Source organism: Nocardiopsis sp. NPDC006198 (assembly GCF_040613895.1).
GTDB lineage: Bacteria > Actinomycetota > Actinomycetes > Streptosporangiales > Streptosporangiaceae > Nocardiopsis > Nocardiopsis tropica.
The window spans coordinates 13,344-28,816 of record NZ_JBEXSY010000082.1 but is presented as its reverse complement, the minus strand read 5'-3'; the positions used below and the strand labels follow the sequence as shown (position 1 = coordinate 28,816).

Here is a 15,473-nt window from a genome sequence, read left to right as displayed (position 1 = left end):
GCGCCGCGCCGCCCCCGCGCCGGGCGGGGGGGGGGGGGGCGGCGGCGGCCCGCCCCCCCCCCCCCCGCCGCCGTCTCCGGTGCGGGGCGGCGGCGCCGGGCCCCGCCTTCCGTGGGACGGCCGGGGTCAGGCCCCGGGCGCGTCCGTGCCGTTCCGGGCGGGGGTGGTCGGCGCGGCGTCGGCGAGGTGCGCCCGCCTGCGGCTGGTGTCGGCCTCGGCCCGGGCCACGTTGCCGCGCACCAGGACCACCACGACCAGGGTCAGCGCGAAGCCGCCGATCCGCAGCGCCAGCATGAGCGGGTCGTCGGGCAGCCGCTCCCCGAACAGGATCGTGCCCATCACGACCATGAACACGTTGCCCGCCACGTTGGACACCGGCGCGGTGATCGACGCCCGGGAGCGCTGGAGCGAGGTCTGGAAGAGGACGATGCCCACCGCCCACCCGACCGCGTACAGGTAGGGGTAGGGGGACAGGAGCGCGGGGGCCACGGCCGCCCACAGGCCGTGGTCGGCCAGCAGTCCGCCCAGGCCCTTGCCCTGGAGTCCGGCGCTCCCCTGGGCGAAGCCGGCCGCGGCGCCCAGGGCCGCCGCCGACATGGACCGTCCGCCGCCGGTGAGGGCGACCACGGCCAGGCACACCGCCACGGTGGCCAGGCTGACGGTGACGAGCAGCCCTGTGTCGGCGGTGGTCCCGGTCTCCGCGCCGTCGGCGGTGGACAGGGTGAGCAGGCCCAGGGCGACAGGCATGAGGGCCAGGGCCACGTATTCGCCGCGGGTGATCCGCTCGCCCACGACGAGGGTGACGACGAGGATGCCGCACGCCACCCCGGCGGCGAACGCGGGCTGGGCCACGGACACCGGGGCCAGGCCGAGGGAGACGATGAGCCCCACGCTGCCGAGCGCGGTGAAGAGGCAGCCGAACACCCAGCGGGGGTTGCCGAGCAGTACGCGGGCCAGGTGGAGGGGGCGGTTGACCGAGATCGACTCCGACCCGTGCAGAGCACGCTGCTGCACGCTCAGGCCGACGGTGTAGACCACGGCGGACAGGAGCGCGACCAGGAGTCCGATCACGGGAGGGGCCTTTCGGCTCGGAGGCGGCGGCGTCGGGAGGGCCCGTGCGTCGGCGCCCGGTGCGGCAGCGCCGGGGCGGGGGTCTCGGCGGACACGGGTGGCGCTAACGTCGGGATGCGCGGTCCCACATCGGCCGCCGGAGGACTTTGGACGGTTGACGACCTCCATATAACCAGTTCTAGTCTGGTCTGACGAGCCCCATGTCCTCGTCTGAACAGCCAGGGACGGTGTGGCTCCGGGAGTGGGCATAGAACCTGTTCCGGGGCTGCCGAAGGGCGTGACGGCGAGGGATGGGGCATGGTGCAGGACCCAGGCGAGCCCGGTGAGGACACCTCCGAGCCCCGCGGCGGGGCGGTCGGCCCCCCGCGCGCGGAGGCGGGGGACGGCGCGAACGGCGTCCCGGGACCGGAGGCGGAGGAGCGCTCCTCCGCGGCCGGCGGGGCGGGCCCCTCGCCGTGGTCGCGAGTGGCGGGGCTGCTCCCGCCCTCCTGGCGCGGGTACGCGCGGAACTTCTCGTGGCGTGACCTGCCCTGGCCGCGCCCGGCCCCCTGGCGGTACCGCTCCTCGCGCTTCGAGCCCGGCCCGCTCGGGCTCCTTGGGGTCATGCTCGCGGCGATGGCCGTCACCCTCCTGCTCATCCAGACCGGTTCGGGCGGGGCGCGGGGCGAGGGGGACGAGCTCGCGGAGGAGCCCGTCACGGTTCCGGGGCCGCCCGCGGGCGAGCTGCGCCTCATGCTGGTCGGCGACTCCCTGACCCAGGGGAGCAGCGGCGACTACACCTGGCGCTTCCACCTGTGGTCCCACCTGCGGGAGGCCGACGTCGAGATCGACTTCGTCGGACCCCGCGACGACCTGTACGGGCTCGACGACGGGGAGCCCGGGAACCGTGACTACGCGGACCCCGGATTCGACACCGACCACGCGGCGCGCTGGGGCACGTCCACGAGGGAACTCGCCACCGGTGTGGCGGAGGTGGCGGCCGAGCACGCCCCCCAGTACCTGCTGCTCCTCGCCGGGACCGAGGACATCCTCGCCGGGCACGGGGCGGACCACGCGTTGGAGGGCATCGGCGAGACGGTGTCCACGGTCCGTGTCGTGCAGGGCGAGACCCGCTTCGTCATCGGGGAGCTGCCCGCGGTGGAGGGCACCGGCGACGACGGCCGGTTCAACGAGGAGATCGCCCGGTTCAACATGGGGCTGGTCGACCTGGCCCGGCAGCTCACCTCCGGCGACTCGCCCGTGGTCGTCGCGCGGGTCGCCGACGGGTACGCGCCGGCGCGCGACAACTGGGACGAGGCCCACCCGAACGCGCGCGGCGAGCTGAGGATCGCCGCGGCGTTCGCCGACGCGCTCGCCGATCCGCTGGGGGTCGGCCGGGCGTTCGAGCGCCCGCTCCCGCGCCTGCCGGTCGGGCCGCCGACCGCTCCCGAGCCCGTCGCGGAGGAGACCGGGGACGGGCTCGTGCTGAGCTGGGAGGCCGTGCCCGGGGCGACCGGCTACCGGGTGGTGCAGCGCCGGGTGGAGCCCGACCCCGACGAGGCGTCGGTGCTGCCGGTCGAGGTGGAGGACGACGGCGGCGAGAGATCCGTGCTGGTGGAGTCGCTGTTCAGCGGTGCGCGGTACGAGTTCGTCGTGCGACCGTTCAAGGGCAGGGACGAGGGCGCGGAGTCCGAGCCCCTGCAGCTGGTGTGGGACGACGACCCGCCCCCCGGCCCCGACGGGATCGGGGTCCGGGACGGCGGCGCGACGGTGGTGTGGGACGCGGTGGAGGAGGCCTCCCACTACGAGGTGTGGGTGCGGCCGCTGGACTGCGTGTCCGCCGACGAGCGGCGGTCCCCGGGGGTCCCCGCGGACGTGGACGGGATGCCGGGCAGCCCGGACGGCGGGGGCGCGGCCCCGCCGGACGGGGGCGCGGACCCGTCCCCGCCGGCGCCGGACCCGGTTCCCACCGACCCGCCCCTGCCGGACCCCGGCCCGACCCCGGCGCCCGAGGCGCCGCTGCCCGCCCCCTCGGAGCCGGACGGCGGCTGTGAACGGCGCGACGGACGCGGCCCCGAGGACGGTGAGGGCTGGCGCACGCTCGGCTCGGCGGGGGAGGAGCCGCGCTGGACGGCGACGGTGTCGGGCGCCTACGAGGTCGTGGTCCGCTCCTACCGGGACTACGTGGAGGGCGGTTTCTCCGACAGCGCCCTCCTGGGGGGCGGCTGATGGCCGTGCGGAGCGGTGCCGCGGGCGGCGCCCGGAGGCTCCGGTGGGCGGCACTCCTGCTGCCGTGGGCGGTGGGCCTCCTCGCCGGTGTCCTGGCGCTCGGGCCGGCACTCGGACCCGGGTACGTGCTCCGCTACGACATGGTGTTCGTGCCGGACCTGTCCCCGGGCACGGTGCTGGAGGGGGCGGACGGCTTCCCCCGGGCCGTGCCCAGCGACGTGGTGGTGGCCGCGCTGTCGGGCGTGCTGCCGGGCGACGCGGTGCAGGCGCTGGCGCTGCTGGCGGTGTTCGCCGTGGGAGGGGCGGGGGCGTCCGTCCTGTTCGCCCGCGCGTGGGCGGGAGGCGGGCCGGTGCGGGCCGGGACGCTCGCGGCCTCGGCCGCCGCGGGCCTGGCGTACGTGTGGAACCCGTTCGTCGCCGAACGCCTGCTGTTGGGCCAGTGGGCCGTGCTCCTGGGCTACGCGGGGCTGCCGTGGGTGGTGGGGGCCGTCGTCCGGTCGGCGGAGCTCCGGCCGGGGGCGGGGTTCGCCGGAGTCGTGCGCGCGCTCGTCCCGGCGGCCGTGGGCGGGTTCTCGTCCGTGGTGCTGACCGGGCTCACGGCGGGCCCGGTGGCTCTGCTGGGGGCCCGTCGGGCGCCCGGCGGCGCCCCGCCCGGAGCGGGCGGTCCCGGCGCTCGCCGGTGGGCGCGGACCGGGCTCTTCCTCGCGGCGCTGGTGACGGTCGCGCTGCCGTGGCTGCTGCCGTCGCTGACGAGCGGCGCGGGGACCGACCCGGCAGGGGTGGAGGCGTTCGCGGCCAGGTCCGACACCCCGTTCGGCACGGCGGTGTCCCTGCTGCTCCTGGGCGGGGTGTGGAACTCGGGGGCCGTCCCGGCGGGTTACGGCGAGCCGGTGACGGCCGCCGTGCGGCTGCTCCTGTGCCTGGCGGCGCTCGCGGGCTGGGCGTGGCTGCTGCGGAGGGGGCGGTCACCCTTCGGGGCGGGGCTCTCCGCGGCCGCCGCCGCGGGCCTGGCGATCGCCCTGCTGGGCGCCACCGCTCCCGGCCGGGAGCTCCTGGGCTGGCTGGTCGGGCTGTGGCCGGGGTTCGGGGTGCTGCGGGACGGCCAGCTCTACGTCGCCCCCCTGGCGCTGGTGCAGGCGCTCGGGCTGGGCGCGGCGGTGCTGTGGCTGTCGGGCTCCTCCGTGGCGGGGGAGGGGGGCGCCCCGCCGCGGGGCCTCCCCGTGGCGGGCGCCGTCCGTTCCCCGGGGGGAGACGGCCCCCCGCCTGCGGGCGGCTCCCGACCGGAGCCCGCCGGGCTGTGGCGGATGGTGCCGGCGGTGTTCGCGGGGCTTCTTCCCGTGGTGACCCTCCCCGGTCTCCTGTGGGGCGCGGGCGGCGCGCTCGCCCCCGCCGACTACCCCGACTCCTGGCTGGAGGCCCAGCGGGCGGTGGCCGGGGACGGGCGCCCCGGGGCGGTGCTGGTGCTCCCGTGGAGCGCCTACCGGGGGATCGACTGGTCCGGCCGACCGGCCGTCGTGCTCGACCCGGCCACCCGGCTCTTCGACCGGCGGACGGTGTGGAACGACGACCTGGTGGTCGGCACGCCGGACGGCGGCGCGGTGGTGGTGACCGGCGAGGACGCCCGGGCCCGGGAGGTCGCCGGGCTGCTGCGGCCGGACCCGGGGACCGGGCTGCCCGACCGGCTGGACCCCGGGGTCCTGGCCGGGGCCGGGGTGCGGTACGTGGCGGTGACGGCACAGGTCGATAACCAGTTCTGGTCCGGGGTGGACGGGCTGTCCGTGGTGGTGGAGGGGGCCGACATGGTGCTTCTGGAGGTTCAGGATCAGCACATCAAGGCAGACAAAGCCGCCATTTCGGGGTTGGAAGTTACCGGCGGGTTAGTTACAGTTGGGGCAATCATCTGGTCTATGGCTAGATCAGGTTCTAGTCTCGTTTTCCAGTGCCTCGGTCCCAGTTCGGGGTCGGGCGCGCGGAAGGAGATCCCCAAGTGATCAAGGTAATCGCCGCCTGCGTCATCGGCGCGGCCCTGGCGGGGGGTGGCACTGTTCTGGCCACCAGCCTCGCCACGGACTCGACCGCGACCGCGGAGCCGGTGAACGAAACCCTCTACAACTACGGCGACCGCTAGGAAGCCCGAGTTCGACGGAGGACAGCGGGCGCCCCGTCCCCAGCGGGGCGTCCCACCCCCGAAACCCCGCGGCCCCCGTCCCAGGCCGCCCCCCCACAGACGTCCGGTCGACGGGTCTGTTCGGCATGCGCTCCACCCTTCCCCCGCGTGATCGCCGTACGTGTCCATGCGTACGCGGAGGGTGCTCGCGGCCGATCCTCCCGGACTCCGCGCGGAAGGAGAGCGTGTGGTCTTCCAGAAGGTCCGCCACGGGGCGGAACCCGCCCTGTCCCGGGTCGCCGCGTCCCCGGCCGCCACCACCGCACCCGCCCCGGCGGAAGCCGGCACGGAGGCGCCCCCCGACCCCGGACCGCGCCTCGACGGCGTCCGCCTGGTCATGATCAACTGGCGCGACCCCTGGCAGGCCGCCGCCGGGGGAGCCGAGGAGTACGCCTGGCGGATCAGCCGCCACCTGGCCGAACGCGGCGCCATCGTCACCTTCCTCACCAGCCGCGAACCCGAGCAGGCCCGCGTCGAGACCCGGGACGGCATCGTCATCAGGCGCATGGGCGGCAAGTTCACCGTCTACCCGCGCGTCATGGCGTGGCTCGCCCTGTGGCGGCGCGAGTACATGCTCGCCTTCGACTGCATGAACGGCATCCCCTTCCTGTCCCGGCTCGTCCTGCGCCGCGGCACCAGGGTGGTCAGCGTCGTCCACCACGTGCACGACCTCCAGTTCAACGCCTACTTCGCGGCCCCGCTCGCCCGGGTGGGCCGCTTCATCGAGTCGGCCGTCGCCTCCCGCGTGTACCGCGACTGCACGACCGTCACCGTGTCGGAGTCCTCCCGCCGGGCCATGCGCGAGAAGCTCGGCTGGAGGGCGCCCATCGAGATCGTCCACAACGGGGGCACGCCCCCGGCGCGTCCCCTCCGGCCCGCCGCCCTCCACCACCCCCGGACCGCGCCCTCCGGCCGGCTCCTCCCCGGGCCCCCCGCGGCCCCCGCCACCGGCCTCGGGAGCCCCGCCGTCGTCAGCCTCGGCCGCCTCGTCGTCCAGAAGCGCGTCTCGCAGGTGGTCGACCTGGCGCGCAGCCTGCGCGGAGCGCACCCCGGCCTGAAGGTGCACATCATCGGGCGCGGTCCCGAGGGCGACCACCTCGCGGAACAGGTTGTGCGCGACGGCACCGGCGACCGGGTCCGCCTGCACGGCTTCCTCTCCGAGGAGGACAAGAACGGCGTCCTGGCGGCGTGCGACCTCCACGTGACCGCCTCCGAGTTCGAGGGCTGGGGCCTGACCGTCATCGAGGCCGCACGCCTCGGCGTGCCCACCGTGGCCTACGATGTGGACGGACTTCGCGATTCGGTGCGTGACGGTGAGACCGGGTGGCTGGTCCGCGAGGGCGAGGACCTCGCCGGCGCGGTCGCCAGGGCCCTGGAGGAGCTGTCCGACCCCCGACGGGCCGAGGCCGTGCGCCGCGCCTGCCTCGCGTGGGCCGCCCGGTTCACCTGGGAGGCCAGCGGCGCGCGGATGGCCCGGCTGGTCGCCGCCGAACTCGGCCTCCCCGGCGGCACCCCCGACCACCCCGGCGCCGGAGAGGCCCCGGCCACCACGACCACCCCGGGCGCCCCGGCCGGGGCAGCAGGCAGGAAAGAGCGAATGTGACTTCGGCGGAATCCACCGCCAGGCGCGAACCGGAGGATTCCAGCACACCGACCGCCCCCCGCGGAGAACTGGACCAGAGGCTGCTCACACGGCTCAAGGTCCTCACGGTGTGTCTGCTACTGGGCGCTCTGGCAGCGAGCATCGACCCCGGCAGGATCGTCAGCGACACCAAGATCGACCTGACGGCCGACCCCCTGGGGTTCATGGAGCGGGCCCTGCACCTGTGGGACGCCTCCTACTTCGGGCAGATCCAGAACCAGGCCTACGGGTACTTCTTCCCCAACGGCCCCTTCCACCTGCTGTTCGACTCGCTGGGCATGCCCGACTGGCTCATCCAGAGGCTGTGGATGGCGGTCCTGCTCGTCGCGGCCTTCACCGGCGTGTACAAGGTCGCCGAGGCCCTGGGCATCGGCACCGCCAACACGCGCATCCTGGCCGGGGTCGCCTACGCCCTGGCCCCCCGCGTGCTGACGCTGCTGTCGTACAACTCGGCCGAGCTCCAGCCCATGCTGCTGATGCCGTGGATCCTGCTGCCCCTGGTCCTGGGGGCCCGGCACGGGTACTCCCCGGCCCGCGCCGCGCTGCTGTCCGGCCTGGCCTTCCTCCTGTGCGGCGGCACCAACGCCGCCTCCGAGCTGGCCGTCCTGGTCGTCCCCGGCCTCTACCTGCTGACCCGTGCCAACGGCCCCCGCAAGCGGCGGCTCATGGCGTGGTGGACCGCGGCCCTGGTCCTGGCCTCCTCCTGGTACGTCGCGCCGCTGCTCATCATGTCGCGGTACGTGTACTCGTTCATGCCCTACACCGAGGACGCCGCCGTCACCACCGGTGTCACGTCCCTGGTCAACGCGCTGCGCGGCACCTCCAACTGGATGGGGTTCCTCCCGGACCAGGGCAACACGGCCCTGCCCTCGGGCGCGGAGCTGTCCACCACCCCCTGGCTGATCGCGGCCACCGCGGTGGTCGCCGGGCTCGGCCTGGCCGGGCTGGTCAACCGGCGCACCCCCGAGCGCCTGTTCCTCATCACGAGCCTGCTGACCGGCACCGCGATCATCGTCGCGGGCTTCACCGGCGACCTCACCGGGCCCTTCGCGGAGACGGTGCGCACCCTCCTCGACGGGGCCCTCTCCCCGTTCCGGAACGTGCACAAGTTCGACGCGCTGATCCGCCTGCCGCTGGTCCTGGGCCTGGCCCACCTGCCGGTCGTGGTGGCGCGCGACCGGGCGGACCGCAGCGGGGGCCCCGTCCCCGGGCGCGTCCGCCGGGCGGTCGCGGGCGGCGCCTCCTCCGTCTTCCTCGTCACCCTCGTGCCCATCGGCGCCGTCGGCATCGCCCCCGCCGGGGGCTACGAGCGGATCCCGGAGTACTGGTACGAGGCGGCCGACTGGCTGGAGGAGCGCTCCGACGAGCGCGGCATGACCATGGCCCTGCCGGGCTCCGCGCGCGGCGAGTACGAGTGGGGGCGCCCCCTCGACGAACCCCTGCAACCCCTCCTGGACGGTGCCTGGACCAACCACCAGATCATCCCGTGGGGGTCGGCGGGCGTCTCCCGCATCACCCACGAGATCGACCAGAGGGTCTCCTCGGGCCGCGGCTCCGCCGGGCTCTCCGCCACCCTCGCCCGCATGGGCGTCACCCACCTCCTGGTTCGCAACGACCTCCAGCGCACCGCCAACAACGGCGGCTGGCCCGCACGCGTCCACCAGGCGCTCCGGAACTCGCCCGGCATCACCGAGGCCGCCGAGTTCGGCCCGGTGATCGGCTCCCTCGACCACCAGTCCGCCTCGCAGTGGTTCGACCAGCCGTACCCGGCCCTGACCGTCTACGAGGTAGGGGAGGCGGCCCCGACCGTGGGCACCGTCCCCTCCGACGGGACGCTGAGGGTCACCGGCGGGCCCGAGTCCGTGCTCCACCTGGCCGAGCAGGGCCTGCTCACCGACGACCGCCCCGTCCTCCTGGGCGACGACCCCGGCGCCGCCGGGATCGCCGCGGAGGACACGATCGTCACCGACACCGCCCGCCGCCGCGAGGTCGTCTACCCCGACGTGCGCCGCAACGTGTCCGCGACCCTGACCGAGGACGAGGAACTCGAACGCGACGTCCCCGCGCCCGACGTTCTCGACCCGGCCTGGGAGGACCACGTCGCCCACGCCGAGGACATCGGGATCGAGTCGGTGAGGGCCTCCTCGTCCGAGAGCGGCGCGGGAGCACGCGCCGGCGACCGCGACCCCGGGCACGCCCCGCACGCCGCGCTCGACGACGACCTCACCACCTCGTGGCGGTCCAGCGCCTTCACCGGGGCCCTGGGCCAGTGGATCGAGGTCGAGTTCTCCGAGCCCCAGGACCTCACGGGGCTGAGCATCGCCTTCGAGCAGCTCGCCGACGAGCCGCCGCCCTCCCGCGTCACGTTGGTCACCGACAACGGCGAGGCGGAGGTCCCCGTCGCCGGGACGGCGGAGCCGCAGGAGCTCATGGCCCCGCCGGGGCCCACCAGCACGCTGCGCGTGCGCGTGGACGAGCTCGCCTGGGAGCCCGAGTACCGGTTCGGCACCCGTGTGGGCATCTCCTCCGTCTCGGTCCCCGGCCTCGAACCGGACCGCTCCCTGCGCGTGCCCGGCCCCGCGGACACCGGGACGCTGCTGTTCACCGGTTCCACCGGGACCGTGCCCGGCTGCATGGAGGGCTCCCACGTGTGGGTCTGCAACCCGCGCCTCCAGGTGCAGGGGGAGGACGCGCGCGGGCTGGACCGCACCTTCGACCTGTCGGCGGACGCGGCCTCCACGCCGCACTCCGTGACCGGCGAGGTCGTGCTCACCGATCCCAGGGAGGCGGAGAACGCCGCGAACCGGGCCGGCCCCCATCCGCACGTGACCGCCTCCTCCACCGCGGTGGAGCACCCGGCGGCCATGGGCCGGGGCGTCCTGGACGGTGACGAGAGCACCGTCTGGTACCCGGACCCGGAGGAGAAGAACCCCTGGCTCGACATCGACCTGGGGACTCCCGCCGAGATCGGGTACCTGGCCGTCGAGTTCCCGCGCGCCGACAGCGTGATGCGGCCGATCCGCGTGACCGTGGAGGGCGGCGGCACCGTCCGCGAGGGCTGGCTCGACGGCAGCGGCCGGGTGGACTTCGCCGAGTTCACCGCGTCCTCGCTGCGGGTGACGTTCGAGCGTCCCGAGGGGCAGTCGCTGGAGATCGGCTCCGTCGAGCTCCCCGGCGTCGAACCGGTCGACCCGCTGCCCGAGGGCGACGCGTCCACCGCCTGCGGCCTGGGCCCCACGCTGCGGGTCAACGGACAGCGCGTGGAGACCCGGATCAGCGGGGGCGCCCTCGCCGACCAGCTCACCGGTCGGCCGGTGCCCTACGAGAGCTGCACGGACCTGGACCTGGTCGAGGGCGAGAACCGGGTCGTGGTCGACCCGGGCAACCGCTACGAGGTGCGCTCGGCGCTCATCGGCTCCGCGGGGCCGGCCGCGGACCGGGCCGAGGTCACCACGGCCGAGGTGGAGGCGCTGCACGAGTGGGGTCCGGGCGAGCGCCGTTTCGACGTGGACGTCGACGAGGACAGCTTCCTGGTCGTCAACGAGAACTTCAACGAGGGCTGGCGGGCGGTCCTGGAGGGCGGGGACGCGCCGCTGGAGCCGATCCGCCTGGAGGGGTGGAAGCAGGCCTGGGTGCTCCCGGAGGGCAGCGCGGGCACGGTCACCCTGACGTACACACCCGACACCGCCTACCACCGCGCCCTCGCCGTCGGCGCCGCCCTGGCCGCGGTGCTGGTGGCGGCGGCACTGTGGCCCCGCCGGCTCCTGCCGGGCGGGCGCGCCCTCCGGGCCTCGCCCCCGCGCGGCTCCCGGGCCCTGCCCGCGGCCGGCTCCGGGTGGCCGGGCCGCTGGGCGGTCCTGCCGCTCGGCCTGGCCTACGGGGTCTGGGTCGCGGGCTGGGTCGGCGCGGCCCTGGTCGGCCTGATCCTGCTGTGCATGTGGTGGCTGGGCCGCCGCGCGCCCCGGCGGCTCAGGCACGCCAGGCCCGGGCGGCCGTCGATGGGCGGGCGCCTGCTGCCCCACCTGGCCGGGCCGTGGCCCCCGGTGGTGTCGCTGGGCCTGGCCGGGCTGTCCGTGGCCCTGGGCACCCACCTGGCCCTGTACATGCCCTTCCACGACGTCACGGAGGCGTTCGGGGGAGCGCTGCGCGGCTGGGCGGCCCAGCTGCTGTGCCTGCCCGCGCTCGCCAGGCTCGTCCTGGCCCTGGGCCGGCGCGGCGACGGCGACCCGGCCGACGCCGACCCGCCGGCGGAACGCGCGGCCGCCGGGGCGGACCCGGAGGCCGCCCGCGGACCGGACCCGGGCGGGGCGGACGGGAGCGACCCGGCGGCGGAGCCCCGTGACGGCGACCTGAGGGAGCCCGACTCCGAGGAGGCCCGCGCATGAGTGCGACCGGGACGCGGACCGACAGCCAGGTCGGCCCGCCCGGGTCCCCCGGGCGCCCCCTGCCGCGGGGCGCCGTCATGGTGGCGCTGGGGGCGTTCCTGCTGACACTGGCCGCCCTGCTGCCGCTGTACGTGCACGACAGGATCGCCCTGCTGCCGGCGCAGACCCGGTTCGACGTCAGGATGGTCGACGAGGACGCCGGCTACCTCGACACCTCCACCTGGCGGTGGGTGGAGGCCGCGGAGCTCACCCGGGTGACCCGCGTGGACGGCTCGGCCCACGGCAGGGACTGGTCGGCGTGGGAGGTGTCCGTGGACACCTCGGTGCCCGACCGGATGATCGACCACTGGAGCCGGCGGGTGATCGTGGACCGCGAGACCGGCAGGGCGGTGAACTGCTGCGGCGAGCACGTCGACGGCGACCGCGCGGTCCGCCAGGCGGGGCTCGTGTACTCGTGGCCGCCGGGGGCCGAGGAGGGCGACCACCCGTTCTACGACGCCGAGGTGCGCTCGGCGCCGATGCTGGAGTTCCAGGAGTGGGACGAGGTCGCCGGGGTCCCCGTGCGCCGGTACAGCCAGTGGGTCGAGGCCTCCCAGGTGCCGGAGTCGGCGCGCCCGGTGCCCGCCGGGCTGTTCCGGTCCGGCGCCCGGGGGACGGTCACCGCCACGCGCTGGCTGGAGGTGAGCCGCACGTTCTGGGTGGAGCCGGTCAGCGGGATCGTGGTCGACGCCCACGAGACGCGCTCGGAGACCCTGCGCCCGCAGGACGGCGGGGGCGAGGTCCCGCTCCTGTACGCGGAACTGGTCATGGCGGACAACCAGGTATCGGCCTACGCCGAGCACGCCCGCGTCCGGTCGGTGCTGCTGCGCGCCCTGGACTCCTGGGCGCCCTGGGCGCTGGGACCGCTCGGCGGGCTGGCGGTCCTCGTCGGCCTGGTGGGGGCATGGCGGGGCCACCGTGCGGACGGCGCCCCCGCGGACGGTGTGCGGAGCGGGGACGCGGGCGCCGGCCCCGCCGATCGGGAGGCCCCCGCCCGGAGGCGCGGGCGCCGGCGTGCCCGGGAGCCCCTCGACCCGCAGTGGTGACCGGGCCCCGGCGGACGGGGCCGCGTCCGCCGGCGCACGCCTGTGTTCCGGAGGTGGGCGAGGAGGCCACGCCGTAGTATCGGACACATGTGCGGTCGCTATGCCCAGTCCCGGAACGTGCACCAGCTGCAGCTCGCCTTCGGGCTGCCCGAGCAGGCCCTCCCCGAGGAGGCGGACCCCCGGTCGTGGCCTCCGCTGGAGGAGCTGGAGCCGGACTACAACATCTCGCCGGGAAGGCCGGTGTACGCCGTGCTCGGTCCGCCGCCCCGGGCCGGCGACCAGGGCCCGCCCGGGCCCAGGACCCTGCACACGCTGCGCTGGGGGCTCGTCCCCTCCTGGGCCAAGGACCGCAACGTCGGCTACCGGATGATCAACGCCCGGAGCGAGACGGTCGCCGACAAGCCGGCCTTCCGCACCGCCTACCGCCGCCGCCGGTGCCTGCTGCCCGCCGACGCCTACTACGAGTGGCAGCTCGTCGGCAAGGACGGCACCGTGCAGGCCAGCACCTCGCCCGCGACCGACCCCCAGCACAAGAAGCGCAAGGCCAAGGCCGACAAGAAGCCCTACTCGATCCACTACCGGGACGACCGCCCCCTGGCGATGGCGGGCATCTTCGAGCGCTGGCGCGACCCCGAGGTGCCCGAGGACGACCCCGCCGCCTGGGTGTGGAGCTGTGCGGTCATCACCACCGGGGCGGCGCCCGGGCTCGACCACATCCACGAGCGCATGCCGGTCGTCGTGCCGCCGGAGGACTGGGCCGCCTGGCTGGATCCCGCTTCGGGCGCCGACGAGCTCGCGCACCTGCTGGGGGAGACCCCCGTCGACCGGTTCGCGGTCGACGAGGTGTCCACCGACGTCAACACCATCAAGAACAACCGTCCCGACCTGCTCGAACCCCTCACCGACACCGGGGGTGGCGAACCGGGGACACTTTTCTGACCCCTGTGACGGTGGACACGGCGGGGGCGGCCCTGTGTATGGTGTGCGTGGCCGAAGGGCCCCGGCACCGGGATCGAGGTGCCGCGGCACGCTCGACGTGCCCACACATGTGAATACGCAACGCGGGAGCTCGCGCCATGGCGGGCTGAGAGGGTGACTCGACGGTGTCGCCGACCGCAGAACCTGTTCGGGTAATTCCGACGTAGGGAGGCATGCCATGACGGCTACCGACGGTCGTGACGTCAGTTCCACCAGAGGTTCCGACACCGCCGTTCACCGGGTGACCACCGGTCCCATCATGGGATCATCCAAGGTCTATCGCGAGGTCGTGACCCCGGAGGGGCACACGCTCCGCGTGCCCCGGCGCAGGGTGGGACTCAGCAACGGCAGCCACTTCGACCTGTACGACACCTCCGGCCCCTACACAGACGACGCCGTGTCCGTCGACGTCCACCGGGGCCTTCCCCCGACCCGCCTGGCCTGGGCCGGGGACCACCGGACGGTCGGCGGCGCGTCCACCCAGCTCGCCCGCGCGAAGGCCGGGACCCTCACCCCCGAGATGCGCTTCGTGGCCGAACGCGAGGGCGTGGACCCCGAGTTCGTCCGCTCCGAGGTGGCACTGGGCCGCGCGGTCATCCCCGCCAACCGGTGCCACCCCGAGTCCGAGCCGATGATCATCGGCAAGAACTTCCTGGTCAAGATCAACGCCAACATCGGCAACTCCGCCGTCACCTCCTCCGTGCCCGAGGAGGTCGAGAAGATGGTGTGGGCCACCCGCTGGGGCGCCGACACCGTCATGGACCTGTCCACGGGCAGGCGCATCCACGAGACCCGCGAGCGCATCCTGCGCAACTCGCCCGTCCCGATCGGCACCGTGCCCATCTACCAGGCACTGGAGAAGGTCGACGGGGACCCGGCCCGGCTCAGCTGGGAGGTCTACCGGGACACCGTGGTCGAGCAGTGCGAGCAGGGCGTGGACTACATGACGGTGCACGCGGGGGTGCTGCTGCGGTACGTGCCGCTCACCGCCCGCCGGGTCACCGGCATCGTCTCCCGGGGCGGCTCCATCATGGCCGCCTGGTGCCTGGCCCACCACAGGGAGAGCTTCCTGTACACCCACTTCGAGGAGCTGTGCGAGATCCTCCGGGAGTACGACGTCACCTTCTCCCTCGGTGACGGGCTGCGCCCCGGGTCGATCGCCGACGCCAACGACGAGGCCCAGTTCGCCGAGCTCCGCACCCTGGGGGAGCTCACCCACGTCGCCCGCGCGCACGACGTCCAGGTGATGATCGAGGGCCCCGGGCACGTCCCCATGCACAAGATCGCGGAGAACGTGCGCCTGGAGGAGGAGCTGTGCGGCGAGGCGCCGTTCTACACGCTCGGCCCCCTGGCCACCGACGTGGCCCCCGGCTACGACCACATCACCTCGGCGATCGGCGCCGCGCAGATCGGCTGGCTCGGCACGGCGATGCTCTGCTACGTCACGCCCAAGGAGCATCTCGGGCTGCCCGACCGCGACGACGTCAAGACGGGCGTCATCACCTACAAGCTCGCCGCGCACGCCGCCGACCTGGCCAAGGGGCACCCCGGGGCCCAGGAGTGGGACGACGAGCTGTCCAGGGCGCGGTTCGAGTTCCGCTGGCAGGACCAGTTCCACCTGTCCCTCGACCCCGAGACCGCCCGGTCCTTCCACGACGAGACCCTGCCGGCCGAACCGGCCAAGACGGCGCACTTCTGCTCCATGTGCGGGCCCAAGTTCTGCTCCATGAAGATCACCCAGGACGTGCGCCGCTACGCGGAGGAGCACGGTCTGGACACCGTCGCGGCCATCGAGCGGGGCATGGCCGACAAGTCGGCGGAGTTCTCCGAAGAGGGCAAACGCGTGTACCTCCCCCTCGCCGAGTAGGGCGTGTGCCGCGGACGCCCCGGCGGGTCAGGCGTCCGCGGGCCCGGCCCGTCCCCCGGGAGACCGGGGG

At 74.9% G+C, this 15,473-nt stretch carries 9 protein-coding genes and 1 riboswitch; of the genes, 8 read left to right on the top strand and 1 reads right to left on the bottom strand.

The features are described 5' to 3' along the window. Nucleotides 1–126: 126 nt before the first annotated feature. Entirely contained in the window at nucleotides 127–1,071 is a 945-nt protein-coding gene (locus tag ABZ234_RS30970; protein WP_355014367.1) for a hypothetical protein, read from the bottom strand. A gap of 603 nt (nucleotides 1,072–1,674) precedes the next feature. On the opposite strand from ABZ234_RS30970, the gene ABZ234_RS30965 reads away from it, so the two are divergent. From ABZ234_RS30965 to thiC, 8 genes are all read left to right on the top strand, one after another. Beyond that, a complete protein-coding gene (locus ABZ234_RS30965) occupies nucleotides 1,675–3,279 on the top strand; it encodes a GDSL-type esterase/lipase family protein (RefSeq protein WP_355014369.1) in 1,605 nt (534 codons plus the stop codon). Next, complete coding sequence (locus tag ABZ234_RS30960) at nucleotides 3,279–5,270, top strand: hypothetical protein (protein WP_355014366.1); 1,992 nt, start codon at nucleotides 3,279–3,281, stop codon at nucleotides 5,268–5,270. Before ABZ234_RS30965 ends, ABZ234_RS30960 begins: the two co-directional genes overlap by 1 nt. Next, nucleotides 5,267–5,407 (top strand): hypothetical protein, encoded by a 141-nt coding sequence (locus ABZ234_RS30955; RefSeq protein ID WP_267948341.1) that lies wholly within the window; start codon nucleotides 5,267–5,269, stop codon nucleotides 5,405–5,407. The genes ABZ234_RS30960 and ABZ234_RS30955 overlap by 4 nt, the downstream gene beginning before the upstream one ends. Before the next feature lie 226 nt (nucleotides 5,408–5,633). After that, on the top strand, nucleotides 5,634–7,049 hold the full coding sequence (locus tag ABZ234_RS30950; protein WP_355014365.1) for a glycosyltransferase family 4 protein: 1,416 nt from the start codon (nucleotides 5,634–5,636) through the stop codon (nucleotides 7,047–7,049). Continuing rightward, entirely contained in the window at nucleotides 7,046–11,473 is a 4,428-nt protein-coding gene (locus ABZ234_RS30945; protein ID WP_355014364.1) for an alpha-(1->3)-arabinofuranosyltransferase, read from the top strand. The genes ABZ234_RS30950 and ABZ234_RS30945 overlap by 4 nt, the downstream gene beginning before the upstream one ends. Continuing rightward, complete coding sequence (locus ABZ234_RS30940; protein ID WP_355014363.1) at nucleotides 11,470–12,558, top strand: DUF3068 domain-containing protein; 1,089 nt, start codon at nucleotides 11,470–11,472, stop codon at nucleotides 12,556–12,558. The genes ABZ234_RS30945 and ABZ234_RS30940 overlap by 4 nt, the downstream gene beginning before the upstream one ends. An 87-nt stretch (nucleotides 12,559–12,645) precedes the next feature. Further along, nucleotides 12,646–13,497, top strand: a complete 852-nt coding sequence (locus tag ABZ234_RS30935) for an SOS response-associated peptidase (protein ID WP_355014362.1) — start codon at nucleotides 12,646–12,648, stop codon at nucleotides 13,495–13,497. Nucleotides 13,498–13,609: 112 nt separating this feature from the next. Further along, a riboswitch (TPP riboswitch) is annotated at nucleotides 13,610–13,721 on the top strand. Then, nucleotides 13,715–15,403, top strand: a complete 1,689-nt coding sequence (gene thiC / locus ABZ234_RS30930; protein WP_355014361.1) for a phosphomethylpyrimidine synthase ThiC — start codon at nucleotides 13,715–13,717, stop codon at nucleotides 15,401–15,403. Its footprint overlaps the riboswitch before it by 7 nt. Nucleotides 15,404–15,473 lie beyond the last annotated feature (70 nt).

Coding starts and splice junctions, on each gene's coding strand:
- ABZ234_RS30940 (WP_355014363.1), top strand. CDS start 11,470: ATGAGTGCGACCGGGACGCGGACCGACAGCCAGGTCGGCCCGCCCGGG.
- ABZ234_RS30960 (WP_355014366.1), top strand. CDS start 3,279: ATGGCCGTGCGGAGCGGTGCCGCGGGCGGCGCCCGGAGGCTCCGGTGG.
- ABZ234_RS30965 (WP_355014369.1), top strand. CDS start 1,675: ATGCTCGCGGCGATGGCCGTCACCCTCCTGCTCATCCAGACCGGTTCG.
- ABZ234_RS30935 (WP_355014362.1), top strand. CDS start 12,646: ATGTGCGGTCGCTATGCCCAGTCCCGGAACGTGCACCAGCTGCAGCTC.
- thiC (WP_355014361.1), top strand. CDS start 13,715: ATGACGGCTACCGACGGTCGTGACGTCAGTTCCACCAGAGGTTCCGAC.